This is a genomic window from Nocardia sp. NPDC059236, from assembly GCF_042754085.1.
Lineage (GTDB): Bacteria > Actinomycetota > Actinomycetes > Mycobacteriales > Mycobacteriaceae > Nocardia.
In genome coordinates this window covers 649,067-672,294 of record NZ_JBHZAF010000003.1, presented here as the reverse complement: position 1 = coordinate 672,294, position 23,228 = coordinate 649,067, and the positions used below count along the sequence as shown (strand labels likewise).

General features: G+C 69.4%; 20 protein-coding genes, 1 pseudogene and 1 riboswitch. Of the genes and pseudogenes, 16 read left to right on the top strand and 5 right to left on the bottom strand.

Annotated elements, in window-relative coordinates; all coding sequences use genetic code 11:
- The first annotated feature begins 196 nt into the window (after positions 1–196).
- The 5 genes from ACFXIV_RS12155 (at position 197) to ACFXIV_RS12135 (ending at position 6,301) form a co-directional block, all read left to right on the top strand.
- Entirely contained in the window at positions 197–2,350 is a 2,154-nt protein-coding gene (locus tag ACFXIV_RS12155; RefSeq protein WP_379404230.1) for a TerD family protein, read from the top strand.
- 225 nt (positions 2,351–2,575) lie between these two features.
- Positions 2,576–2,923, top strand: a complete 348-nt coding sequence (locus ACFXIV_RS12150) for a YrdB family protein (protein ID WP_379404229.1) — start codon at positions 2,576–2,578, stop codon at positions 2,921–2,923.
- Between the two features lie 285 nt (positions 2,924–3,208).
- Positions 3,209–5,242 (top strand): elongation factor G, encoded by a 2,034-nt coding sequence (fusA, locus tag ACFXIV_RS12145; protein WP_379404228.1) that lies wholly within the window; start codon positions 3,209–3,211, stop codon positions 5,240–5,242.
- Between the two features lie 149 nt (positions 5,243–5,391).
- The gene (locus ACFXIV_RS12140; protein WP_379404227.1) at positions 5,392–5,826 is read left to right on the top strand and encodes an SRPBCC family protein; all 435 of its coding nucleotides are present in this window, start codon (positions 5,392–5,394) and stop codon (positions 5,824–5,826) included.
- On the top strand, positions 5,819–6,301 hold the full coding sequence (locus ACFXIV_RS12135) for a MarR family winged helix-turn-helix transcriptional regulator (RefSeq protein WP_379404226.1): 483 nt from the start codon (positions 5,819–5,821) through the stop codon (positions 6,299–6,301). The genes ACFXIV_RS12140 and ACFXIV_RS12135 overlap by 8 nt, the downstream gene beginning before the upstream one ends.
- Here ACFXIV_RS12135 and ACFXIV_RS12130 read toward each other — a convergent pair whose 3' ends face one another.
- Positions 6,302–7,150, bottom strand: coding sequence for a GNAT family N-acetyltransferase (locus ACFXIV_RS12130; protein ID WP_379404225.1), 849 nt, complete (start codon positions 7,148–7,150; stop codon positions 6,302–6,304).
- Positions 7,151–7,413: 263 nt separating this feature from the next.
- On the opposite strand from ACFXIV_RS12130, the gene ACFXIV_RS12125 reads away from it, so the two are divergent.
- On the top strand, positions 7,414–8,052 hold the full coding sequence (locus ACFXIV_RS12125; RefSeq protein ID WP_379404224.1) for an HAD family hydrolase: 639 nt from the start codon (positions 7,414–7,416) through the stop codon (positions 8,050–8,052).
- A 52-nt stretch (positions 8,053–8,104) separates the two neighbouring features.
- Here the strand turns inward: ACFXIV_RS12125 and ACFXIV_RS12120 are convergent, their stop codons facing one another.
- Entirely contained in the window at positions 8,105–8,587 is a 483-nt protein-coding gene (locus ACFXIV_RS12120) for a TIGR00725 family protein (protein ID WP_379404223.1), read from the bottom strand.
- A gap of 93 nt (positions 8,588–8,680) precedes the next feature.
- A riboswitch (SAM riboswitch) is annotated at positions 8,681–8,797 on the top strand.
- 163 nt (positions 8,798–8,960) lie between these two features.
- Here ACFXIV_RS12120 and ACFXIV_RS12115 point away from each other — a divergent pair.
- The 9 genes from ACFXIV_RS12115 to ACFXIV_RS12075 all read left to right on the top strand — a co-directional run bounded on the left by ACFXIV_RS12115 (position 8,961) and on the right by ACFXIV_RS12075 (position 18,026).
- Entirely contained in the window at positions 8,961–10,121 is a 1,161-nt protein-coding gene (locus ACFXIV_RS12115; RefSeq protein ID WP_379404222.1) for an ABC transporter substrate-binding protein, read from the top strand.
- Positions 10,122–11,957 (top strand): ABC transporter permease, encoded by a 1,836-nt coding sequence (locus ACFXIV_RS12110; RefSeq protein WP_379404221.1) that lies wholly within the window; start codon positions 10,122–10,124, stop codon positions 11,955–11,957. It abuts the gene before it with no gap.
- Positions 11,938–12,807: an ABC transporter ATP-binding protein gene (locus ACFXIV_RS12105; RefSeq protein ID WP_379404220.1), complete on the top strand. Its 870-nt coding sequence runs from the start codon at positions 11,938–11,940 to the stop codon at positions 12,805–12,807. The genes ACFXIV_RS12110 and ACFXIV_RS12105 overlap by 20 nt, the downstream gene beginning before the upstream one ends.
- Positions 12,800–13,549, top strand: a complete 750-nt coding sequence (locus ACFXIV_RS12100; RefSeq protein ID WP_379404219.1) for an ABC transporter ATP-binding protein — start codon at positions 12,800–12,802, stop codon at positions 13,547–13,549. Before ACFXIV_RS12105 ends, ACFXIV_RS12100 begins: the two co-directional genes overlap by 8 nt.
- Positions 13,546–14,562: a putative FMN-dependent luciferase-like monooxygenase gene (locus tag ACFXIV_RS12095; RefSeq protein ID WP_379404218.1), complete on the top strand. Its 1,017-nt coding sequence runs from the start codon at positions 13,546–13,548 to the stop codon at positions 14,560–14,562. The genes ACFXIV_RS12100 and ACFXIV_RS12095 overlap by 4 nt, the downstream gene beginning before the upstream one ends.
- Complete coding sequence (locus ACFXIV_RS12090; protein WP_379404217.1) at positions 14,559–15,122, top strand: hypothetical protein; 564 nt, start codon at positions 14,559–14,561, stop codon at positions 15,120–15,122. The genes ACFXIV_RS12095 and ACFXIV_RS12090 overlap by 4 nt, the downstream gene beginning before the upstream one ends.
- Entirely contained in the window at positions 15,115–15,720 is a 606-nt protein-coding gene (locus ACFXIV_RS12085) for a peroxidase-related enzyme (RefSeq protein WP_379404216.1), read from the top strand. Before ACFXIV_RS12090 ends, ACFXIV_RS12085 begins: the two co-directional genes overlap by 8 nt.
- A gap of 713 nt (positions 15,721–16,433) precedes the next feature.
- The gene (locus ACFXIV_RS12080) at positions 16,434–17,066 is read left to right on the top strand and encodes a TetR/AcrR family transcriptional regulator (protein WP_379404215.1); all 633 of its coding nucleotides are present in this window, start codon (positions 16,434–16,436) and stop codon (positions 17,064–17,066) included.
- A gap of 111 nt (positions 17,067–17,177) precedes the next feature.
- The gene (locus tag ACFXIV_RS12075) at positions 17,178–18,026 is read left to right on the top strand and encodes an alpha/beta fold hydrolase (RefSeq protein ID WP_379404214.1); all 849 of its coding nucleotides are present in this window, start codon (positions 17,178–17,180) and stop codon (positions 18,024–18,026) included.
- 13 nt (positions 18,027–18,039) lie between these two features.
- Here the strand turns inward: ACFXIV_RS12075 and ACFXIV_RS12070 are convergent, their stop codons facing one another.
- The 3 genes and pseudogenes from ACFXIV_RS12070 to ACFXIV_RS12060 all read right to left on the bottom strand — a co-directional run bounded on the left by ACFXIV_RS12070 (position 18,040) and on the right by ACFXIV_RS12060 (position 21,988).
- Positions 18,040–19,515 (bottom strand): aspartate ammonia-lyase, encoded by a 1,476-nt coding sequence (locus ACFXIV_RS12070; protein WP_379404234.1) that lies wholly within the window; start codon positions 19,513–19,515, stop codon positions 18,040–18,042.
- 69 nt (positions 19,516–19,584) lie between these two features.
- A pseudogene (locus tag ACFXIV_RS12065) lies at positions 19,585–19,923 on the bottom strand (cyclic nucleotide-binding domain-containing protein); the annotation flags it as partial.
- A 16-nt stretch (positions 19,924–19,939) separates the two neighbouring features.
- Complete coding sequence (locus ACFXIV_RS12060) at positions 19,940–21,988, bottom strand: prolyl oligopeptidase family protein (protein ID WP_379404213.1); 2,049 nt, start codon at positions 21,986–21,988, stop codon at positions 19,940–19,942.
- Between the two features lie 115 nt (positions 21,989–22,103).
- Between ACFXIV_RS12060 and ACFXIV_RS12055 the strand changes: the two genes are divergently transcribed.
- Positions 22,104–23,105, top strand: a complete 1,002-nt coding sequence (locus tag ACFXIV_RS12055; protein ID WP_379404212.1) for a dipeptidase — start codon at positions 22,104–22,106, stop codon at positions 23,103–23,105.
- Positions 23,106–23,228: the final 123 nt, after the last annotated feature.

Sequence of the window (23,228 nt, the reverse complement as noted above, 5' to 3'; positions counted from 1 at the left end):
CATTCCGAACCCGGAAGCTAAGGCCACCTGCGCCGATGGTACTGCACTCGACAGGGTGTGGGAGAGTAGGACACCGCCGGAACATCCTTCGCGAAGGCCCCCAGCTCATGCTGGGGGCCTTTTGCGTTTCCTGGGTATTTCTCGGCCGGCGCGTAATGCGGTGGGCCGGGGCGTCGAAGGTTGCGAAGATGCCTGGGTGAGTTGGGATCTGGATGAGCTGGTGATCAGCCGTACGTTTCGGCTGCCCGGTGTCGAAGGGCCGGCAGGGTCCGGCGAGGTCGTGGTGCGGCAGTTCGATGCCGTGCTGATGTCGGTGGGGTTCAAGCTTTCCGGGGATCTGATCGCGCGGCTGGCGGGGCTGACGCCGGGGGCGGTGCTCGATATCGCGGTGCGGGTGCTGCCGATAGTGCGCCGGATGGCCGGCGCGCATGTCGAGCACAATGTGTACTTCAAGGACTTTCCGGCGAATGTGCCCGACACGGTGGAGTTCTGGACCGACTGCCTGCTGGATGCGCTCGGTGACGAGCTGGCGGCGGCCGCAGTGTCCGAGGGATTGGCGCAGGGGGTGCTGAACCTGCTGGCTTTGCCCCGGTATGGGAGCTATCAGCACAGCTATGGCGAAATGGCTGCCGCACATGATGAATTGATCGCGTCCGCCGGTGACCGGGTGACGGTTCTGCATGCCGGACAGTCGGTCGAGGGCGAGGTGTCGGCGCTCTACCTGTCGCTCGCGGGCCGGGCCACACCCCTCGGTGACGAGGACCTCACTGTCCTGCGGGAGCTCGCGCTCCACTGTGCCCGCGGCCCGCAGCCGGAATCGATTCCGGTGCGCGAGAATCGGGCGATCATCAATGAGGTCCGGCTGGCGGGCGGCGTGGATCTGCTGGTGGACACCGTCACCGATGTCCTGCGCCTGGCCTGCCTGCTGTCGGGCGGCGATGTCTCGCTGCTGGCTGCCACTCGTTTTCGCTCCCTGTCGCGGCGTTCTCGCCGTGGTCTGCTGGCGGCCCTGGATGTCGCGATCGCCGCCCGGCCGGCCCGGCTCGGTGATGTGGCCGCACATCGTGAGGCGTGGAAGCGCCTGGGTGAGCGGCTGCATCCGCACGAGTTTCCGCAGTGGGCGTATGCCGCACAGGTTTTCGCGGTCGCCCGCGGAGAGCAGCACGCGCCGTCGTTCGCGTCGCGGCTCGAGGCGCTGCTGGCGTCCGGTGATGTCGCGGGCGCCGCGCAGCTGCTGCGGGCCGCGCCCGGGCTGCTGTTCCGGTCCCTCGATCGGCTGCTGCGGATGGGCGCAGCGGATTCCGAGCGCGCGGCCGTGCTCGCGGCGGTCGAGGAGACCGTGAGCGCGGTATCGGCGCGGGTGATCCTGTCCGTGCGTGAGCATGTGGACAACCGTGCGGGTGTCGCCCAGCGCGTCTTCGCCAACCGGCTGGGCCGGGGCCGCGTGGTGCCGGACGAGCGGGCGCCGATCGATCCCGCCGTCCTGGACCGGCTGCGGGATGTGCTGGACACGGAATTGCGGCGGCGACTTCCGGCCCCGACCCGCCTGGTGCTGGATCCCGATGTCGTCGATGTGGCGCTTCCCCTGAGCGGCAAGGCGATCGGCGGCGGCCTGGGCGTGCTGCCGCGCGGCTCGGTGTCACCGGTGAGTGGCGACCGGCTGCGGTTCTTCGTCTATTGGCGGGAGCGGGAGGCGCGCACGGACTTCGACCTGTCCGCGTTGCTGCTGGACCAGAACTACGAGCTGGAGGACTGGCTCTCGTACACGAACCTCACGACGGTGGGTGGTGTGCACTCCGGCGATATCACCGCCGCGCCCGAGGGTGCGTCGGAGTTCATCGAGCTGGAGCTGGGGCGGGTGTCGGCGCACGCCATTGTGCCGCAGGTGAATGTGTTCGCCGGTGAGGGTTTCGATGAGGTGGCGGAATCCTTCTTCGGCTTCATGCTGCGCGACGGCGCTCAGCAGGGCCTGCCCTACGAGCCGCGCACCGTGCGCATGAAGTCGGAGCTGCGGGGTGCCGGGCGAGTCGCCCTGCCGCTGGTCTTCTTTCGCGCGCCGAGCGGCGGGTGGCGGGTGAAGTGGCTGCATCTGCACCTGGCGGGCGAGCCCGAGTTCAATGCGGTGGAGAACAACCAGGTCTCGGCGACCGCGCTGGCGCGGGCCCTGGTGGATCGCCGGTATCTGACGGTGGGTTACCTGGCGGGCCTGATGGCCGACGACGTGATCCGCTGGGACGGACAGACTTTCGAGGAGCCGGTCACCTTCATCGGCCTGGAGCGCCCGGAGGGGCTGCCGGAGGGGTCGCGGGTGTTCACTCTCGAAAACCTGGGTGACCTGATCCCGGCATGACTGCTAGCGTGGTGCGCGGCGAGGCCATGGGGGAGCTTCCTTCTAATTCTTTTGGGTAGATAATCCAGCGCCTCCGCTCTCCTCGCCGTCCAAGGGCCCCCGGCACTGTGCCGGGGGCCCTTGGCATTTCCGCCTCCGATCGCAAAGCGAGAGCGCTGCTCTTGACTCGGTGCTCCCGGTGGGTGATCATTGGTCTTAATTGAGAGCACCGATCTCGGAGTAGACATGATCACCACCGCCTGGACGGCCGTCAACCTGACCCTCGCCTTCGTGCTGGAACTCGTCGCCGTCGGCGCACTGGCCTACTGGGGCGTGCGCACCGGTCGCGGCCGGATCGCCAAGGTGCTGCTGGGTGGCGGCGTCGCCCTGGCGGCCATGGTGCTGTGGGGCATGTTCGCCGCACCGCAGGCGAGTTTCTCGATCCCCGTGGCGGCGGTGGCCACCAAGGTCGTGGTGTTCGGCGGTGCGGCCGCCGGGCTCTGGCGGCTGGGACATCGGACGGCCGCGATCGCCTTCCCGGTCCTGGTTGTCGCGAATCTGGCCGTGATCCATGCCGGGCATCTGTCGATGTAGCGCCGACCGAGCTCGAGTGGGCCCCTGGGAAATTCACGCGACACCGAAAACGTTGCACTGTTACGGTCGCACGGCGGAGCGGGAGGTTCCGCCGAACTCGAGAGCAGGAAGGGGCCGATCATGCGCGTTCATCGCGACGTCGTCGTGGCCCGCCCGCGCTTCGAGGTGATCCTGGTGTCTTCGCCGGCTCGGTGCCGGCTGCGCGGCCGGTACTGAGTACCCCCGGGGCGTCTGCCCTGTCCGGGGGAATCGCGCTGTTCTGTTCCGGATCAGCACGAAGGACGTATGACCGTGCGTACCAACATTTCTCGACAATCTTTGGCAGCCGTTCGCAATCTCGGGATTCTCGCGCATGTGGATGCCGGGAAGACCACGGTGACCGAGCGGATGCTGTTTCTCACCGGGATGACCCACAAGCGCGGCGAGGTGCACGACGGCACCACCGTCACCGATTTCGATCCGCAGGAACGGGATCGGGGCATCACCATTTTCGCGGCGGCCGTGAGCTGCGAGTGGGCCGGGCACCGGCTCACCGTCATCGACACCCCGGGGCACGTCGACTTCTCCGATGAGGTCGAGCGGTCCCTGCGGGTATTGGACGGCGCGGTGGCGGTTTTCGACGCCGTGGCGGGGGTGGAGCCGCAGAGCGAATCGGTGTGGCGGCGCGCCGACCGCTACGGCGTGCCCCGGATCGCCTTCGTCAACAAGATGGATCGCGCCGGGGCCGACCTGGCGGCCGCGGTCGCGTCGATTCGCGAACGGCTGCATCCGGTTCCGGTGCTCGTCCAGCTGCCGGTGTACGCCGGAGACGCGTTCGCCGGCGTGGTGGATCTGGTTCGCCTGTGTGCCCTCACGTGGGAGGACGGGCTCGTGGCGGGACCGGTTCCGGATCACCTCGCGGACGAGGTGGCGCAACGCCGGCGTGAACTGGAAGAGGCGGTGGCGGAGCGGAATTCGGCGGCGCTGGCGGAGTTCGTCGAACGCTCCGGCCTGTCCGCCGAGACCCTGACCGCCGCGCTGCGGGAGCTCACCCTCTCCGGCGAGGTGGTGCCGGTGCTGTGCGGCGCGGCCTACCGCGATATCGGCATCGAGCCGCTGCTCGACGCCGTGGTCGCGTATCTGCCGTCACCGCTGGACCGGCCCGCGGCCGGGGCCGGTGACGACGTCCGCGCCGCGGATCCGGCGGAACCGTGTGCGGCACTGGCCTTCAAGGTGCATGCCACGCCGACCGGGCGGCTCACCTTCGTGCGCGTCTACTCGGGCGTCCTGCGGAAGGGCGACACCGTGCTGGACGTGGGCGGTGGTCGTCGCGAGCGGGTCGCGCGCATCCTGCGGGTGCAGGCGGACCGGCACGCGGAGGTCGAGGCCGCGGTGGCGGGCGACATCGTCGCGCTGGTCGGCCCGAAGGCCGTGCGGGTCGGCGCGACCCTGTGCGCGCCGGACGCCCCGGTGCTGCTGGAACCGCCGGCTCCCACCGAGCCGGTGGTGTCGGTGGCGGTCGAGGCGCGGACCGGCGCGGATACCGAGAAGCTGGCGGTGGCCCTGGCCCGGCTGGCCGAGGAGGACCCGTCCCTGACGGTGCGGACCGACCCGGAGACCGGGCAGACCCTGCTGGCCGGACTGGGCGAACTGCACCTCGAGGTCGTGGTGGAGAAGCTGCGCCGCGACCGCGGGCTGAGCGTGACCGTGGGCAGGCCGCAGGTGGCGTACCGGGAGACCGTGGTGCGCGGCGTCCGGGGCCTGACCTACCGGCATGCCAAGCAGGACGGCGGCGCCGGGCAGTGGGCGCACATCGTGCTCGATGTGCAGCCGCTGCGTGAATCCGAGCCCGGGGCAACGGGATTCGAGTTCGACTCGACGGTGGTCGGTGGCCGGGTGCCGGCGGAGTTCGTCCGCGCGGTGGCGGCCGGCTGCCGGGACGCTTTGGCGGCGGGCCCGCTCGCGGGTCATCCGGTCACCGGGGTCCGGGTCACGCTCACCGATGGCGCGACGCATTCGAAGGATTCGTCGGAGCTGGCGTTCCGCACCGCGGGCCGCCTGGGGCTGCGGGAAGCCCTGCGCGCCAGCGCCATGGCGGTGCTGGAGCCGCTGGTGGAGCTGACCGTGACCGTGCCGGAGGACCATGTCGGCGCGGTGCTCGGTGACCTCGCCGCCCGGCGCGGCCGGGTGACCGGTTCGGTCACCCGCCCCGGCGTCGTGGTGGTGACGGCCACGGTGCCGCTGGCCGAACTGTTCGGCTACGCAACCCGTTTGCGCAGTCGCACACAGGGCCGGGGCACGTTCACCACGCGCCCGCTGGGCTACGCCCTCGCCCCGTAGAGGGTGACCGGGGCCCGGTGACGGCGGCATATCGATGCCGTCTGTCACCGGGCCCCGTTGTCGCGGGCGGCGATCGAATCGCCGTAAGGGTTGATTGTTGTCGCGACTACGGTTACTGTTGTCGCAACAACAGAATTTTCCGAGGGGAGATGGCAGTCATGATGTACTCGTTCACCGAAGAGGCCGTGATCACCGGCGACATCGACAAGATCTGGGCGGTCGCCACCGATGTGGCCCGCTGGTCGCAATGGGACCCGCACGAGGAGAAGTCCCGCATCGACGGCGAGTTCGCGGCCGGGACCACCGGGTGGGTCAAGCCGAAGGGGGCGCCGGCGGGGCCGTTCACCATTGTCGCCGTGGAGCCGGGACAGTCGTGGACCAGTGAGGCGGGCATTCCGTTCGGGAAGCTGCGCGGCCACCGCACCTACGAGGCCCTCGGCGACGGCACCGTGCGGGTAGCCGAGAATGTCGAGGTGCACGGGCTGTTCGGGCCCTTGTTCAAACTCGTCTGGGAGAAGGCCATGCGCGCGGACATGCCGCTGACCTTCGCGGCACTGGAGCAGGAGGCGCTACGGCGTGGCTGAATCATCGGGGCGGGCGCCGGGAACTCCGCGGCAGGCGCGTGGCGTGCCGCGGGGACCGCTCATGAGCCCGGGCTTCTGGTTGCACCACGCCGCGCTGGAGTGGCGGGCGACGCTGGAGCGCAATCTGCGCCCGCTCGGCCTCACCCCCACCCAGTTCAACCTGCTGGCCTCGGCGGGCTGGCTGAGCCGGGAGGGCGAGCTGCCGACCCAGCAGCAGGTGGCCGACATGTCCGGTTCGGATCGGATGATGGCGTCCAAGGTGATTCGGGGGCTGGAGGAGCGCGGCCTGCTCCTTCGTCACGCCGATCCGGCCGATGCCCGGGTCCTGCGCATCGAACTGACCTCCGCCGGACGGGAACTGGCGAGCCAGGGCGTGCAGACCGCCGTCGACACCGACGCCCAGCTCTTCGGCGACGACGGCGACCTGCTGCGCGAACACCTGAAACCGATTGCCGCGCACCGGCTGCCGGGCTGATCAGGGCTTGACCAGGATCGCCCGCGTATAGAGCAGCCCGAAGCCCAGCCGCTGCACATTCTGCTGGGACTTCGAGCCGGGCTGGGTGGTCACCACCGCGATATCGCAGCCCGCCGCGGTCGCCTCGGCGAGGCGCACCGACAGCAGCGACGACTGCACCCCGTGCCGCCGATGCGCGGGATCGGTTGCCGCGCCGGTCAGCTGGGCGACGCCCTGGGACATGCGCAGGCTCGCGCCGCCCGCGACCCGCCCCGCCCGCCGGGCCAGATACCGCCGCACCCCCGCCGCGCCGGTGAGATCCCGCATGGCCCGGGCGATGACATCGGCCGGAAATTCCTCGTGCGACGCCACACCCTGGGTATCGGGATGCGCGAACCCCTCCGCGACCACTTCGAGCCAGGTGTCGAACTCGTCCGCACCGCTGGGTTTCACGTCGACACCATCGGCGACCACCGCGGCACGCTCGCCGCCGAGCTCCAGCCCGAGCACGTTCTCGAACGACACCAGCAGATAACCGCGCGCGGTGAGGAGTTCGCCGACACCCGGATCGCCGAGCTGCGAGACCTCGGCCTGTACCGGCGTCTTCCGTGCCGCGAACAACCGCTCGATCTCGTCGAGTTCCGACGGCTCGGGTATCCCCGCGAATCCGAGCCCGGCAACCTTGTTCAGCGGCGACCCGTCCTCGGCAAACGACGCCACCCCGCCCGCCACCGGAAGTACGAACCCCGCATCGACTCCCACCCGGTCCGCGGCCGCCGCACTGCCCTTCGCAATGAGCTCCGCTTCGACCCGCTCGATCCGCGCCGCCAGCTCCGTCCCACAGAAAAGCGTTCCCTGATCACTTGGCATGCGCCCGAGCCTAATTCGGGTCGCAACCGACATGCCCGCTATTTTCGTCCCGGGCGAGCCTGCTGCCCAGGTCGTCACACCGGATCCCATAGATGCCGCAGCCCGGGCGAGCGCGGATGGTGCCGGCCTACTCGGCGCCCGGGCTGCACCGGTTGGGTCGGCGCGGTCGGCGGGTATCGCGCCGTGCACGGTCCTGAGTGGGTGCGACGGTGGTCGGGTGTGGCCGTGGTCGGGTGGGTGGACGTGGGTCGTAGGGTCTGGGGGTGAGTGTTGATCGTTCGGGTGCAGTCACCGGTGGGCTGGTGGTCGGGTTCGACCTGGATATGACGCTGATCGATTCGCGGCCGGGGATTGCGGCGGTGTGGGATGCGGTGGCCGCCAGGACCGGGGTGGCGATCGATTCGGAGCTGGTGGTGTCGCGGCTCGGCCCGCCGCTGGCGCACGAGGCGGCGCAGTGGTTTCCGGAGCACGAGGTGCCGGGGATCGTCGCGATGTACCGGGAGTTGTATCCGGATCTGGCGGTGCACGCGGCGGAGCATCTGCCGGGGGTGGTCGACGCGCTGGCGGCGGTGCATCGGGCCGGTGGGCGGGTGCTGGTGATCACGGCGAAGAACGGGCCGCACGCACAGTTGCATCTCGATCATCTCGGGCTGGCGGTCGACGAATTGGTCGGCGGGGCCTGGGCGGAGGAGAAGGGCGAGGTGCTGCGGGAGCGCGGGGCCTCGATCTATGTGGGGGATCATCTCGGCGATGTGCGGGCGGCCAAGGTGGCCGACGCGGTGTCGGTGGCGGTGACCACCGGGCCCTATGCGGCCGAGGAACTGTCGGCCGCGGGCGCGGATGTGGTGCTCGGCGATCTGACCGAGTTCCCGCGCTGGCTGGCCGCCCACCTCGCCACGTAACCGGTTGACTCGCAACCGTTCTCGGCGCACCGGCCGCGCGCGGTGCGGGCGTTCACGGATAGATCGGCGGGGCGAGCGCGAGGGCCACGGCGTGTGAGGGGTCGAGGGCGGGGATCGAGGCGTCGACCGCGTGGCCGTCGGCATCGCGTACCTGCCAGCCGCGCAGTGATACGACCGGAATACCGCGGTGGTTCGCCAATGCCAGCTCGGACAGGGTGCCCCACGAGCCGCCGATGACGATGACCGCGTCGGCCGAGGCCACCAGGATCGCATTGCGGGCCTCGCCCATATTCGTATAGATCGCCGCGGACAGGCCCCGGCAGACCGCGTCCCGATCCGTGTCGGGGCGGATGCCGAGGACGAGTCCGCCTGCGCCGGAGGCGCCCTCGGCGACGGCGGCCATCACACCCGAGCCGCCGCCGCACAGCACGGTCGCACCCGCCGCGGCGAGCAGCCGGCCCACCTCGCGGGCGGCCGTGGACTCGGTATCGGTGCAGGTGCTGGGGCCGCAGACGGCAATTTGCAGGGGTGGCAAGGGCTTTCCTCTCGTCGGTGCGGACGGGTCGTTGGCATCAGGGTGATTCGAATGGTGTCGGCGCGGGGTGGCCGCGGCTACCGTTCTGCCCACGGTCACGAGTATCAGCATGTTCGAGCCCCGGCTCGCTGATCGGCAACCCTCGCGCGGCGGTGGGGTGCCCCGGGTGACGACCAGGCGGCGTCCACGCGGACCCCGCAAGCGCTAGTCGAAGGAGCACAGGTCCATGTCTGGATACCGCCCGGCCAACGGCTGAGGCCCAGCGCCCGAATCCCATGCGGGCGATTCTCTTTCCCGCACCGTACGCCTTCGGCGGTCGCGGTCGAGTCCCCATGCCCCGGCGCGGTGTCGGTGCACGAGTGCAGAGGTAGCAATGAGCAGGAACTGGTCCGGGTCGCGTGGATTCCGGGTGTTGGTGGGTGTGGCGGCGGTGACCGCGGTGGCGGGGTTGCTGTCGGCGTGCGGGAACGAGTCGTCCGACGGTAGGTCGGACACCGTGTACTTCGGGGTGTCGGGCCCGAAGACGGGCGGGTCGGCCGAGTACGGGCGGCTCTGGCAGCAGGGCTTCGACCTGGCCCTGGACGAGATCAATGCGGCGGGCGGGATCGACGGCAGGAAGGTCGCGCTGAAATGGGAGGATTCGCAGTCGGATCCGAAGCAGACGGTGCCGATCGCCACCAAGTTCGTGGGCGACAAGTCCATCATCGCCGAGCTCGGCGACTTCTCCTCGCCCGCCTCCATCGCGGCCTCGCCGGTGTACAACCGCGGCAAGCTGGTGCAGTACGGGTTCACCAACTCCTCGGTGGATTTCACCAAGGGCGGCGACTACTCGTGGAGCCCGTCCATCACGCTGGACGTGTACATGGAGCGCAATGCCGAGTGGGTGCGGTCCAAGGCGAAGAAGGTCTCCGTCGTCTACCTCGAAACCGACTGGGGCAAGCAGGCTTTCAAATTCTTCGAGCAGTTCGCCAAGGAGAAGGGCATCGAGATCGCCTACTCCTCGGCCATCCTGCCGGATTCGCAGGACTTCCGGCCGGTGCTGATCAAGGGCCGCGACGCCAACCCGGACGCCTTCGTGCACCTGGGTTACGGCCCGGACGGCGCGCTGGTGGTCAAGCAGCTGCGTGATGTCGGGTTCACCGGGCAGCTCTTCGCCGGCCAGAACACCCCGCAGTTCATCGATCTGGCGGGCGCGGCGGCCGCGGGCGACATCGTGAACGGCGTCTTCACGCCGTCGGATCCGAGTCCCAAGATCCAGAGCTTCGTCACCAAGTTCCGGGCCAAGTTCGACACGGACCCGGGCGATTTCAACGTCTACGCCTACGACGCGCTGAATGTGCTGGTGAAGGCCGCCAAGACCGGCGGCGCCACCCGCGAGGGCGTGCTGAAGGGCCTGCGCGAGATCAAGGACTTCGACGGAATCGGGCTGGGCACCTTCGCCTTCGATCAGCAGACGCGGCGGCCCAGCGGCGTGAAGCCGATCGAGCTGGAACTGCGCAGCGGCAAATTCGTGCCGGTCGGAAGCGCCAAATAGATGTTCGACACGCTCATCGCGGGTCTGGTGCACGGCAATGCGTACGCGCTCATCGCCGTGGGCATCACCCTCATCTTCGGGGTCAGCAATGTCATCAACTTCGCGCACGGCTCGATCTTCGCGTTCGGTTCGGTGCTGGGCTGGTGGCTGATCGCCCAGCACGGCGCGCCCTGGTGGGCCGCACTGATCGTAGTGGTGGCGGCGACGGCGCTGGTCGGCGTCGGCATCGACATCCTGGCGGTGCGGCCGCTGCGGCGGGCCCCCGCCCTTGCCGCCCTGCTGGCGACGGTGGCGGTCGGGCTGATCATCGAGAACGTGGTCGCCCTGGTGTTCGGGCCCGACACCCGGCCCTTCCCACAGGTCTTGCCCACCAACAACTTCCGGGTCGGCGGGGTGCGGTTCGGCACCTCCGATGTGGTCATGTTCGCCCTCACCCTCACCGTGATGGCGGGACTGTGGGCCTTCCTGCGCTACAGCCGCCACGGCCTGGCCATTCGCGCCACCGCGCAGGACCCGGACGCCGCCGCGCAGATGGGCATCGGCGTGGGCCGGGTGCAGTCGCTGGCCTTCGCCATCGCCTCCGGACTGGGCGGGCTGGCGGGCATCTTCGTCGGCCTCTACAACTCCAACATCTCGCCGACCAGCGGCGGCGTCGTCGGCATGACCGGGTTCGTGGCCGCCACCATCGGCGGGCTGGGGTCGATTCCGGGCGCGGTCATCGGCGGTTTCGTGCTCGGCCTGGTGGAGGCGTTCGGCATCTACTGGTTCGGTGACGGCTACCGGGATCTGATCACCTTCGGCCTGCTGGTGGTCTTCCTGGTGCTGCGGCCCGGCGGTTTGCTCGCCCGGCCGCCCGCCATCGAATCCGAGCCCATGACCGGCACCTTCCTCGGCTCGGGACGGGAACTGCGGGTGCGCTGGTGGCATGCCCTGATCGCGTTCGCCGTTGCGGGCGTGGCGATTCCGCTGATCGCGGACGACTACGGCATCTCGGTGGGCACCCAGATCCTGGCCTACGCCATCATCGCGGTCTCCATGACGCTGGTGGCCGGGTCGGCGGGACAGCTGGCCATCGGGCAGGCGGGTCCGATCGCCATCGGCGCGTACACCTCGGCGGTGCTGACGGTGTCGCACGGCTGGGCCTTCCTGCCCGCCATCGTGGCCGCGGGCGTCGTCGCGGCCGTGGCCTCCTCGGTGCTGGCCGCGCCGCTGTGGCGGCTGGGCGGGCACTATGTGGCCATCGCGACGCTGGGCATCGGCATCGTCACGGTGGCGATCATCCGCAACTGGGAGCCGGTGACGCGCGGCAGCTACGGCATCTTCGGGATACCCGCGCCCAGTCTGTTCGGGTACGAATTCACCACGCACACCCAGATTTTCCGGCTGGAGCTGGTGGTGCTGGCCATCGTGCTGGCGGTCATCGTCGGCGTGCAGCGGTCCCGGCTGGGGATCGCCATCCGGGCCATCGGGGCCGACGAGGTGGCCGCCCGCTCGGCGGGGGTGCCGGTGCGCGACTACAAGGCGCTGGCCTTCGCAGTGGCGGCGTTCTTCTCCGGCATCGGCGGCGCGCTGCTGGCCCACCAGTACTCCTACATCGACCCGACGGTCTTCAACCTGCCGATGTCGCTGCTGGTGGTGACCATCCTGGTGCTGGGCGGCACCGCCTCGCCCTACGGCGCGGTGCTGGGCGCGGTCGTGCTGATCGGGGTGCCGGAGCTGCTGCGGCTGGCGCCGTCGTGGCGAATCGTGTTGTACGGCTTGGTATTGCTGCTGGTGGTGCGGTTCCGGCCACAGGGAATCCTGGTGAGAAGGAATCGTGTCCCGATCAACGCCTGACGTGCTCACGGTCACCGGTCTGCGACGCTCCTTCGGCGGCGTGCGAGCCGTGGACGGGGTCGAATTCTCCATCGCGCCGGGTGAATTCGTCTCGATCATCGGGCCCAACGGGTCCGGGAAGTCGACGACGGTCAATCTGATCTCCGGCGTGCTGAAGCCGGATGCCGGAGCAGTCCTCGTGCACGGCAACAGGATTCGCCCGGGTCGCCCGGAGGCGGCCGCTGCGGCGGGCATTGCCCGGACCTTCCAGAACGGCCGCGTGTTCGGCAATATGACCGTCCGCGAGAACGTCGATGTCGGCCTGCAGCCCACGCTGCGTGCCGCGCGGCCACTGCGTGTGCTGGCGAATGTGCCGTTGCTGAAATGGATTTCGCTGCTCGCCGAACTGGGGGTGGCGCTGGTGCCGACACCGGCGGCGCGCGCCGAGCGGCGGGCGTCGGCCGCTCGGATCGACGCGCAGCTCGCGCGGTTCGAGGAACGCCTGGCGCCGCGCGCCGGCCATCCGACCTACACGCTGTCCTACGCCAATCGCCGCCGCACCGAGATCGCACGGGCGCTCGCCGCGGAACCCGGCCTGCTGCTCCTCGACGAGCCGGCCGCGGGCATGAACCAGACCGAGACCGCCGAAATCGGCAGGCAGCTCGCCACATTGAAGGCCCAGGGCCAGACGGTGCTGCTGGTCGAGCACAAGATGGATCTGGTCCACGACCTGTCCGACCGGGTGCTCGTGCTCGACGAGGGGCGCATCATCGCCCAGGGCACGCCCGCCGAGGTGCTGGCGGATCCGCGCGTCATCGAGGCCTACCTCGGGCGCAGCCGGGCCGGCGGGAAGGTCGGCGCGGATGTCTGAATTCGACGAGAATGCCACGCCGATCCTCGAATTCGACCGGGTGGTGGCGCACTACGGTTCGTCCCGGGCGCTCGACGAGGTCTCCCTGCGGGTGCGGCCCGGCGAGATCGTCTCGCTACTGGGCGGCAATGCCTCGGGCAAGTCGACCACCATGAAAACCGCGCTCGGCCTGCTGAAACCGTCCTCGGGCGTGGTGCGCATCGACGGTACGGACGTGAGCGCGACGCCCCCGTCGGCGCGGATCCGGGCCGGGCTGGCCTCGGTCCCGGAGGCCCGGCGCGTCTTCCCGGCCATGACCGTCGAGGAGAACCTCTTCGTCGGCGGCTACATCCGCCGGGAGCGCCGCGCGGTGCTGGCCGCGCGCGCCGCCGAGCTGTTCGACCACTTCCCGCGCCTGGCCGAGCGGCGCGCCCAGCGGGCGGGCACGCTCTCCGGCGGCGAGCAGCAGATGCTGGCCTTCGCCCGCGCGCTCATGAGCAAACCGCGCCTCATCTGCATGGATGAGCCCACCATGGGATTGTCGCCACTGTTCGTCGATCGGGTGCTGGAGGAGATCGCCCGGCTCAATCGGGAGCTGGGCCTGGCCATCCTGATCGTCGAGCAGCAGGCGGAGCTGGCCCTGAGCATCGCGCACACCGCCAATGTGCTGCGCAGCGGGCGGATCGTGCTGCACGGCCCGGCCGCGGAACTCGTCGGCGATCCGGCGGTGCGCGACGCCTACCTCGGAAAGGTGACCACATGACCCCGCAACGGCTCGGCTTCTTCACCCGCCTGGTCCGCACCGATCCGGCGGAGGACGCGGGCACGGTGTACCGGCAGGCGCTCGAGCAGATCGGGCTGGCCGAACGGCTCGGCTACGACACCGCCTGGGTGGCGCAGCATCACCTGGATCCGGCCGAGGGCGGGCTGCCGTCCCCGTTCGTGTTCCTCGCCCACGCGGCCGCCCGCTTGCCGCGCATCCGCTTCGGGACCGCGATCGTGACGCTGGCCCTGGAGGATCCGATCCGGGTCGCCGAGGACGCGGCGGTGCTGGACGAGCTGTCGGGCGGGCGGCTCGAGCTCGGGTTCGGTGCGGGCGGGTCGCGGCACGCCTTCGAACTGTTCGACCTGGCCGGCGCGGATCGGCAGTCGGTGTACGCGAACAAGCTCGCGCGGGTGACCGCGGCCCTGGACGGTACGCCGCTGGTCGGTGACCGCGGGCTGAACCCGCCGGCCGCCGGGCTGCGTGACCGCCTGTGGCAGGCCACCTTCTCGGCCGGGGGCGCGGGCCGGGCCGGTCGGGCCGGTGACGGACTGCTGCTGTCGAAGGCCCAGCCGCGTGATCCGGCCGCGCCGGACGCCACCCTCTGGGAGATCCAGCAGCCGCTGGTCGACGCCTATCTCGACGCGCTGCCCACGGGCGCCGAACCGCGAATCGGCGCGTCCCGGGGCGTTTTCGTGGCCGACGACCACGACGAGGCGGTCGCCCTCGCCGAGCGCGGCGCGGCCCGGTTCCTGGATCAGCTCGGCCGCCACGGCGGACCCGAAGTGGCGGAATCCGTCGACGAGGTGCTGCGCGACATCTACATCGGCACCCCGGACGAGGTGGTGGCGCGGCTGTCGGAGGACGCGGCGCTGCGGCACGCCACCGACTTCATCGTGCAGGCGCACCCGGTCGACCCGGGCCACGCCGCCACCCTGCGCTCCATCGAACTCATCGCCACCAAGGTCGCGCCGCAACTGGGTTGGCGACCCGACGAAAGGACCACCCGGTGACCGAGGCATCCACCGCCTACGACGACACGCCACCTGCGGCAACGGAAGTGGCTGGAAAAACTGCCTCCGACACCGCCGACCCGGCCCGCTCGCGCGGCGGCGCAGGGGGCCGCCGCGCCGATGTCATCGATGCCGTGCTGGGTGCGCGGGCCGAATCGGTGCGCGCGGTGCGCGCGACACGCCCGGAGGTTATCGAACATTCGCAGGGTGTATTCGAGGCGCTGCTCGACGGCCCGGCCACCGCGAGCGTCGGACGGGAGCGGCTGATCGCGGCGGCGGTCGCCGTCGCCGAGCTGGCCGGCGCGCCGGAGCTGGCGGCGTACTACGCGGCGCTGGGAACCACTCCGGCGGAGGGCGATCCGGTGCTGGCGGCCATTCTGCGGCACGCCGCCCGGGTGACCTCCGCGCCGGCGTCCCTCGCTCGCGCGGACATCGACGCGCTGGCCGCGGCCGGCCTGTCCGAGCGCGACATCGTGACGGTGGCGCAGCTCATCGGGTTCGTGCACTTCCAGGTCCGGCTGCTGGCCGGGCTGCGACTGATCGGAGCGGATGATGAGTGAGCCCGGGCGCGAGGTGCGCAGTGTCGAAACATCCCGGCGGCCAAGTGGATTCACCCAGGAGCAGCTGGACTGGGTGCCGTGGGTGGAACCCATCGTGCTGGCCGATGCCGATGAGTTGCAGCGTCCCCTGCTCGAGGGTGACCGCGGTGTCGGCCCCTACTTCCGGCTACTCGCGCGCAATGCCGAGGTGCTGGCGCACCGCAGCGCGAATGATCGAGCGATCTTCTACGGTCGAGGGGGATTGACCCGGGCCGAGCGCGAACTCGCGGCGACCGTTACCTCCCGGCACAACGGGTGTGAGTACTGCGCATCCGTTCATTCACGTTTCACTTCTGCGCTGTCCAAGCGTGTCGCGGATGTGCAGCGGTTGCTGGACGAGGGCAACGAGGTGCGGATCGACGAAAGGTGGGACGCCGTCATCGATTTCGTGGACGCGCTGGCCGCCAATCCGCCGCGCGCGTCCGCCGATCATCTGAAGCGGCTGCGAGAGCTGGGTTTCGACGCCGCCGAGCTGCACGATCTGGTGCTGTCCGCTGCCTCGTTCTCGTGGGCCAACCGGCTCATGCTCACCCTGGGCGAGCCGGAGGTCCCGGCCTAATCTAGGGCTCTCTCAAAAAAATTCTAGAAAGTTCATCGGAAATCTTCCCTGCGCGGGTACCGGATCGGTATCGTGCCGAGGGCAAACGGTCAGTGAAAGCACTGGCACCCCGGCGGATCGGAGCACCACCATGGCGAACTTCCTTTCGGATGTTCTCGTTCAGACCATTCTCAAGTTGCTGGCAACCGGCTCCTCGAGCGTTTCCGCCAAGTAGCCACGCGAGCGCCATCTTTCGGCTACTGCGCGGAAGCCGGGGTGATGTGGAAGGACCCGATCTCCGACGGGGGGATCGGGTCCTTTTTTTATGTCCGTGTCGACGGGTTTCGCGCCTGGTGTCAGTGGGTACCGCGCTGGGTACTCCGCTCGCATCGAGTGCTCCCGCCCTGGTCCGGCTGGGCATCGCGAGGGTCCGACAAATTAATACTAAAAAGATCCTAGAAAAGTATTCCGTCCAGTACGGCTGCTCTGTATCGTGTTGAACGGCAAACGATCAGTGACTTTCGGGTCAATGCGACATCGGGCCGCGAGTCTCTCCCCCCGGACCCGCGTCCCGAACCCGGGACGGTTCCCCTGCCTATACCCACCGTCCCGGGTGCGCCGCCCGGCCCGAAGTCACTGAGCCATCTTTCGGCTATCGCGCGGTAAGTCGAAGGTTCAAACGAAGGGCCCGATCCATGACGAGGGGATCGGGCCCTTCGGTATTGTCTGGCGCAATGTCACAGGAAACGAACGCGGGAAGAATGTACGCCGGGCAGCCCGTAGAAGACCGGCAGCGGCAGCGTCGTGCGCGTTTTCTGGAGTCCGGGCTCACGGTGTTCGCGCGCGATGGATATGCCAATAGTTCTGTCGGAGCCATCTGCAAGGACGCCGGCCTCTCCTCGAGACAGTTCTACGAGGAGTTCACGGGACGCGAATCGCTCTTGCTCGAGCTCTACGAGCAGATCGATCGCGAATCCCGGGAAGCCGTGGCGGCCACCATCGCCGAGCACTCCGACGCCAGCGCCATCGACATCATCGACGCCGCCGTACGCGCCTATATCGAGTCCATCGGGCGAGATCCGCGCAAGGCCAGAGTCGCGCTCGTCGAAGTCGTCGGGGCGGGACCCAAGGTGGAGAAGTTCCGCCTGGAACTGCGGCGCGCCTGGGGCGCGCTGCTGGCCAGCGCCGCCGAGGATGCCGCCCTGCACGGTGAAATCCCGCCCGGTGACTACGAAATGCGCGTGCTCGCCATCATCGGCGCCGTGAACTACGTGGTGGACGCCTGGAGCGGTTCGGAACCGCGCGAGCCGCTCGACGACGTGATCCGGGTGCTGCGCCGCATCATCATGGGCGCCGTCAGCGCCTGACCCGGTCCGAACCGCTGTCAACCGACACCCGAACCCCCAACCACCGACCCGTTTTCGCGCCCGTCCGCTGCCTCGCGGACGGGCGCGACCTTTACGGGTAGCGTGCCGATCATGGAGACCGTGCCCATTCAGATGCCAGACGGGACCATGGTGCCGGTGCGCTTGATACCGGCGAAAGGCCCGCACCGGCATCCGATTACGGCCGACAACCCCCGGCCGGTGGTGGTGATCGCGCCCGGCCTGGGCGTCCCGGGGGAGTACTACTCGCTGTTCGGGAAGCCATTGGCGGACCGGGGTTTCGATGTGGCGCTGCTGGAGGTCCGCGGAAACGGAGACAGCCGGCCGAAACCCGGCGTCCCGAGCACCCACGGCTATCAGGAACTGGTGGCCATGGACTTCCCCGCCATGTTCGAGGTGGTGCGCGAGCGGTTCCCCGAGAGCACGCCATACCTGCTGGGGCACAGCATGGGTGGCCAGCTCGGCGTCATGTACGCCTCCCGGATCCGCGGGCGGCTGGGCGGATTGATCCTCATCGCCTCCGGCACGCCGCATTTCCGCGGCTACACGGGCCTGGCCGCGGTGGGCAGCGCGGCGCTGTCGCTGACCGCCAATCTGGCCGGGTTCTGGCCCGGCGACACCATCACCGCGGGCGGCTTCGGACGGCAGTCGAAGGCGCTGATCGCCGACTGGGCGCGGCTGGCCCGCACCGGCCGATTCCAGCCCGCCGGAGCCGATATCGACTACGAGGAGCGCATCGGGCGGCTGAAACTGCCGGTCCTGTCGATCACCATGACCGGCGACGAGCTGACCCCGCGCGGGTCGGCGCGGCAGCTGCTCGCCAAGCTGTCCGAGGCCGACATCACCACCTGGCACAATCCGGACCCGCTCGGGCACAACGGCTGGATCAGCGATCCCGAGTCCACCCTCGACTATGTCGAAAAGTGGCTCCGGGACCGCTGATTCGCGGGCCGATTCAGAGGGTGCGCGACCGCGGCCCGGTCATCTTCTCCGGGCTCAGCAGCTCGTCGAGCTCGTCCTTGCTCAGGGCGCTGCGCTCCAGCACCAGGTCGTAGACGCTGCCGCCGGTCCGCAACGCCTCCTTGGCGATCGCCGCCGACTGCTCGTAGCCGAGCTTGGGCACCAGCGCGGTCACCAGGCCGATGCTGTGCGCCACCAGATCCCGGCAGTGTTCCCGGTTGGCGGTGATGCCGGTGATGCAGCGGCTGGTCAGGGTGATGGCCGCATTGCGCAGCATCATCAGGCCCATCAGCAGGTCGTAGGCCATGATCGGTTCGGCCATGTTCAATTCCAGCTGGCTGGCCTCGGCGGCCATGGTGACGGTCATGTCGTAGCCGATGAGCTGGAAGCAGACCTGGTTCACCACCTCCGGGATGACCGGGTTGACCTTGCCCGGCATGATCGACGAACCCGGTTGGACCGCGGGCAGATTGATCTCGCCCAGGCCGGCGCGCGGGCCGCTGGAGAGCAGCCGCAGATCGTTGCAGATCTTGGACAGCTGGACCCCCGCGCGCTTGAGGGTGCCCGACACCGCCACGAAATCGCCTGAGTCCTGGGTGGCTTCGACCAGGTTCTCGGCCTGGCGGATGGGCAGCCCGGTGATCTCGGCGAGATTCCGGGTCACCAGGTCCGCGTAGCCGGGCGGGCTGGTGATGCCGGTGCCGATGGCGGTGCCGCCCATGTTCACCGCGAGCAGGTCCTGCCCGATGCGCTGCAGATGGCTGACGGCCTCGCCGATCATGACCGCGTACGCGCCGAACTCCTGGCCCAGCGTCATGGGGACGGCGTCCTGCAGCTGGGTGCGGCCCATCTTGATGACGTCGCCGAATTCGACCGCCTTGGCCCGCAGGGCATTCCGCAGTTCCGTCAATGCCGCGGCGGCGTCCTGCAGCGACAGGTACACGCCGAGCTTCACCGCGGTGGGGTAGACGTCATTGGTGGACTGGGAGCGGTTCACGTCGTCGTTGGGGTGCAGGTAGCGGTACTCGCCCTTGCGATGCCCCATCAGCTCCAGACCGCGGTTGGCGATGACCTCGTTGGCGTTCATATTGGTCGAGGTGCCCGCGCCGCCCTGCACCATGTCGACCATGAAGTCTTCGCGCAGCCGCACCGCTGCCGGGCTGCCCGGCTCCAGCAGCTCGTCGCAGGCGCCGATGATGGCCGTCGCCTTCTCCTGCGTGATCGACCCGAGTTCCGCGTTCGCCAGTGCGGCGGCCTTTTTCACGTAGGCGAGCGCGGACACCAGGTGCCCGAACCGGCGCAGCTTCACGCCCGAGATCGGGAAGTTCTCCATAGCGCGCAGGGTCTGGACGCCGTAGTACGCTTCGGCGGGCAGTTCCCGGGTGCCCAGCGAATCGTGTTCGGTGCGAATGCCGCCCAGCGGCTGCTGGGCCGCGATCGCCGCCGCCAGCCGCTCGGAGACGGTCCGCATGCGGTGCGCGATGAGCCCGGCGACGCGGGCGACGATGCGGTAGTAGCGATCCGGGTGCTGCCCGGCCAGTTCCCGCAGGGTGGCCCGGGGCACCACGAGCACCACCGCGCCGTCGCGGGTGCGGCCGCTGGCGGTGTGCGGGGTGTCGTCCACCAGCGCGACCTCGGACACCAGGCTGCCGGGGCCCAGGCGCGCAAGCTGGATCTCCTGACCGGTGAGCCCGGAGATGATCTGGACCTCGCCCTCGACCACGATCCCCGCCCACTCCCGCGGGGTGGCCTCGTGGAACAGGGTTGAGCCGGCCGGATATTCGCGCCGCTCGGCGGTGGCGGCGAAGGACCGGACGTCGTCCGGATCGAGCCCGGTCGCGGCGGCGGTGGTCTCGATCAGCTCGTCCAGTTGGTCCACATCGGCTCCCGGGGCGTCAGTCCATCAGCTGCTGGGTGAAGAACTCGTAGATTATCGCCGCCTGGAAGGCGGACTGCTTGTTGTCCGCCGCGCCGCCGTGGCCGCCCTCGATGTTCTCGTAGTACCAGACGTCGTGGCCCTCGGATGCCAAGCGCGCGGCCATCTTTCGGGCATGGCCGGGGTGCACGCGGTCGTCGCGGGTGGAGGTGGTGAGCAGGATCGGCGGATACTGCCGGTCCGGGCTGGTGTTCTGGTACGGCGAGTACTTCGCGAGGTACTCCCACTCCTCCGGCTTGTCCGGGTCGCCGTACTCGGCGATCCAGGACGCGCCCGCCAGCAGCAGGTGGTAGCGCTGCATGTCCAGCAGCGGCACCTGGCACACGATGGCCCCGAACAGCTCCGGGTACCGGGTCAGCATGACGCCCATGAGCAGGCCGCCATTGCTGCCGCCCACCGCGCCCAGCTGCCCGGGCGTGGTGATGCCGCGTGCCACCAGATCCCGCGCCACGGCCGCGAAATCCTCGAAGGCCTTGTGCCGGTTGGCCTTCAGCACCGAGGTGTGCCATTCCGGGCCGTATTCGCCGCCGCCGCGGATATTGGTCATGACGTAGGTGCCGCCGCGCTCCAGCCAGCCCATCCCCACCATGCCGCTGTAGCTGGGGGTGCGGGAGACCTCGAACCCGCCGTAACCGGACATCACGGTCGGGCCCGGGGAGCCCTGGCGATCGCGGTGGCGGATCACGAAATACGGGATCTGGGTGCCGTCGTCGGACTGCGCGAAGAACTGCTCGGTCACGATGCCGTCGGCGTCGAAGAAGCCCGGCTCCTGCTTGAGCACCTCCACGCTGCCGCCCACCGACCCCGACATCAGCGTGGTCGGGCGGGTGAAACCACTGGTGGAGAGCATGAATTCGTCGCCGCCGTCGAGGCGGTCCAGGTTCATGATGCTGGTGCTGGCCATGGCCGGGGTATCGGCCAGCGGCTCGCGGGTCCAGCCGTCGGGGCCGGGGGTGAGCACGTACAGCTTGGTCTGCACGTCCTCCAGCGTGACCAGCAGCAGGTGGTTCTCGGTCCAGCCGTAGCCGTGCAGCGCGGTGTGCGCGTCGGGGGTGAACAGGACGTCGAAATCGCGTGCGCCGGACAGGAATGCCTCGAAGTCGGCGGCCAGCAGCGCGCCGGCCGGATAGATGGCGCCGTTCACCTCCCACGGCGCCTTCAGCCGCACCAGCAGCCACCGCTTGTACCAGGTCTCGGTGGCGTCGGTGGGCACGTCGATGAAGCGCAGCGTGCCGTCGGATTCCAGCAGGTAGACCTCTTCGTTGAAGAAGTCGGTGGCGCGGCTCAGGAAGTGCCGCTCGTAGCCGGGGGTGCGGTCGTAGCCCGCGGAGACGGCCACATCGGTGACCTCGCCCTCGTACACGAATTCCGCTGCCTCCAGCGGGGTTCCGCGCCGCCAGCGCTTCACCACCCGCGGATAGCCGGAGTCGGTCAGCGAGCCGGGGCCGAAATCGGTGCCCACGTACAGGGTGTCGTGATCGATCCAGGCGAAGTCCGACTTGGCCTCGGGTAGGTGGAAGCCGCCGTCCTCGGGCGCGATGAAAGCCTTTGCCTCGATATCGAATTCGCGGACCACCTTGGCGTCCGCGCCGCCGCGCGAGAGGCTGATGAGCGCGCGCCGCTGCTCCGGCCGCTTCACCGCCGCACCGCCCCAGACCCAGTTCTCGCCCTCGGTGGCGGCCAGCGCGTCCAGGTCGATGAGGATCTCCCAGTCCGGCTCGTCCTTCGCGTACTCGGCGAAGGTGGTGCGCCGCCACAGGCCCTTCGGGTGCTCGCGGTCGCGCCAGTAGTTGTAGAGCCACGGGCCGCGCCGGCCCGGATAGGCGATGCGGGTGTCGGTGTCGAGCATGGCCAGCACGCGCGCCTCGAGATCGGTGAAGCGCTCCGAGGACGCGAACCGCTCCCTGGACACCGCATTACGTTCTTCCGCCCAGGTCAGGGCGCGTTCGCTCTCGACCTCTTCGAGCCACAGGTAGGGATCCGTCACGTCCTGTCCAACACCGGTCATGCCCTCATTGTTGCCGAGGCGCGCGTTCGCCGGTCGCGAACGTGTTGCCGGGCACTCCGCCGCACGATCAGTAGGATTGCGGTTTCGATACCGATCGGATCCAGGAGGCCTCGGCGTGTCGCATGAGCCCCGGCTGTGGGAACAGCACTGCTGCCTGCCGCTGCTGCCGACCGCGGACCTCACCGAGCTGACGCGGTACCCGCTGGGCTCCTACCTCTCGGTCAATATCGGCTACGCGCCGCAATCCACCCGCGAGTCGCTCGAGCTGGTCACCCAGTTCCGGCGGGATGCCCTGACCGACGGCCGATTCCGCCTGGTGCACAGCATCGAGGACGCCTGGCCGGAGGTCCCCACCGCGGAGACCGACGCCACCCTCGCGCTGGCCTTCGACCTCGAGGACTCCGGGCCGCTGGGGGGTGATCTCGACAATGTCGAGCTGTTCCACGAACTGGGCCTGCGCTCGCTGCTGCCCACCTACAACCACGCCAACGCGGCCGGCTGCGGGTGCCTCGACACCGACGACACCGGCCTCACCGCCTACGGCCGCGACCTGATCCGCACGCTCAACGAGGTCGGGGTGTTCGCCGACGGGTCGCACTGCTCGCGGCGCACGGGACTCGACATCGCCGAGACCACGACCGTGCCGATGATCTACAGCCACTCGAATTTCGCGACGCTGTGGGCACATCCGCGCAATATCGGCGACGACCAGGCCAAGGCGTGCGCTGCCACCGGTGGCGTGATCGGTATCAACGGTGTCGGCATCTTCCTGGGCCGCAACGAACCCGCCGACGGGGCCGGGCGCATCGAGGCCATGGCCGACCACATCGCCTACGGCGCGGAACTGGTCGGCATCGAGCACATCGGGATCGGCTCCGACTACTCCTTCGACGCCGAGGATTTCAACGCCGAACTGGCCGGCAATCCGGACAGCTACTCCGAGGAGTACACGCGCTACGGGCAATTGCAGTGGGTGCCACCGGAAGACCTGCTCGGCACGTCCGGGGTGCGGGGGCTGGACGAGGCGCTGGCCGCGCGCGGCTTCTCCGCCGCCGACCGGGCGGCCGTCTTCGGCGGCAATTTCGCGCGCGTGGCGCGGCAGGTCTGGCGGGATTAGCCGCGGCGGGTCCGGCGGGATCAACGGACGGTCGGAGATCTCGGCCGGGCCACCGGGTGCGACGGACTGATCGGTCGCATCCAGACCGCGGGCGTGACCGCTCTCACGTGTTCCGCGTCTCAC

Bases quoted from the DNA above. Each gene is read 5' to 3' on its own strand.
- ACFXIV_RS12095 (WP_379404218.1), top strand. From the start codon at position 13,546: ATGACCCCGCAACGGCTCGGCTTCTTCACCCGCCTGGTCCGCACCGAT.
- ACFXIV_RS12080 (WP_379404215.1), top strand. From the start codon at position 16,434: ATGTCACAGGAAACGAACGCGGGAAGAATGTACGCCGGGCAGCCCGTA.
- ACFXIV_RS12150 (WP_379404229.1), top strand. From the start codon at position 2,576: ATGATCACCACCGCCTGGACGGCCGTCAACCTGACCCTCGCCTTCGTG.
- ACFXIV_RS12100 (WP_379404219.1), top strand. From the start codon at position 12,800: ATGTCTGAATTCGACGAGAATGCCACGCCGATCCTCGAATTCGACCGG.
- ACFXIV_RS12110 (WP_379404221.1), top strand. From the start codon at position 10,122: ATGTTCGACACGCTCATCGCGGGTCTGGTGCACGGCAATGCGTACGCG.
- fusA (WP_379404228.1), top strand. From the start codon at position 3,209: ATGACCGTGCGTACCAACATTTCTCGACAATCTTTGGCAGCCGTTCGC.
- ACFXIV_RS12075 (WP_379404214.1), top strand. From the start codon at position 17,178: ATGGAGACCGTGCCCATTCAGATGCCAGACGGGACCATGGTGCCGGTG.
- ACFXIV_RS12140 (WP_379404227.1), top strand. From the start codon at position 5,392: ATGGCAGTCATGATGTACTCGTTCACCGAAGAGGCCGTGATCACCGGC.
- ACFXIV_RS12070 (WP_379404234.1), bottom strand. From the start codon at position 19,515: ATGCGGACCGTCTCCGAGCGGCTGGCGGCGGCGATCGCGGCCCAGCAG.
- ACFXIV_RS12115 (WP_379404222.1), top strand. From the start codon at position 8,961: ATGAGCAGGAACTGGTCCGGGTCGCGTGGATTCCGGGTGTTGGTGGGT.
- ACFXIV_RS12085 (WP_379404216.1), top strand. From the start codon at position 15,115: ATGAGTGAGCCCGGGCGCGAGGTGCGCAGTGTCGAAACATCCCGGCGG.
- ACFXIV_RS12060 (WP_379404213.1), bottom strand. From the start codon at position 21,988: ATGACCGGTGTTGGACAGGACGTGACGGATCCCTACCTGTGGCTCGAA.
- ACFXIV_RS12130 (WP_379404225.1), bottom strand. From the start codon at position 7,150: ATGCCAAGTGATCAGGGAACGCTTTTCTGTGGGACGGAGCTGGCGGCG.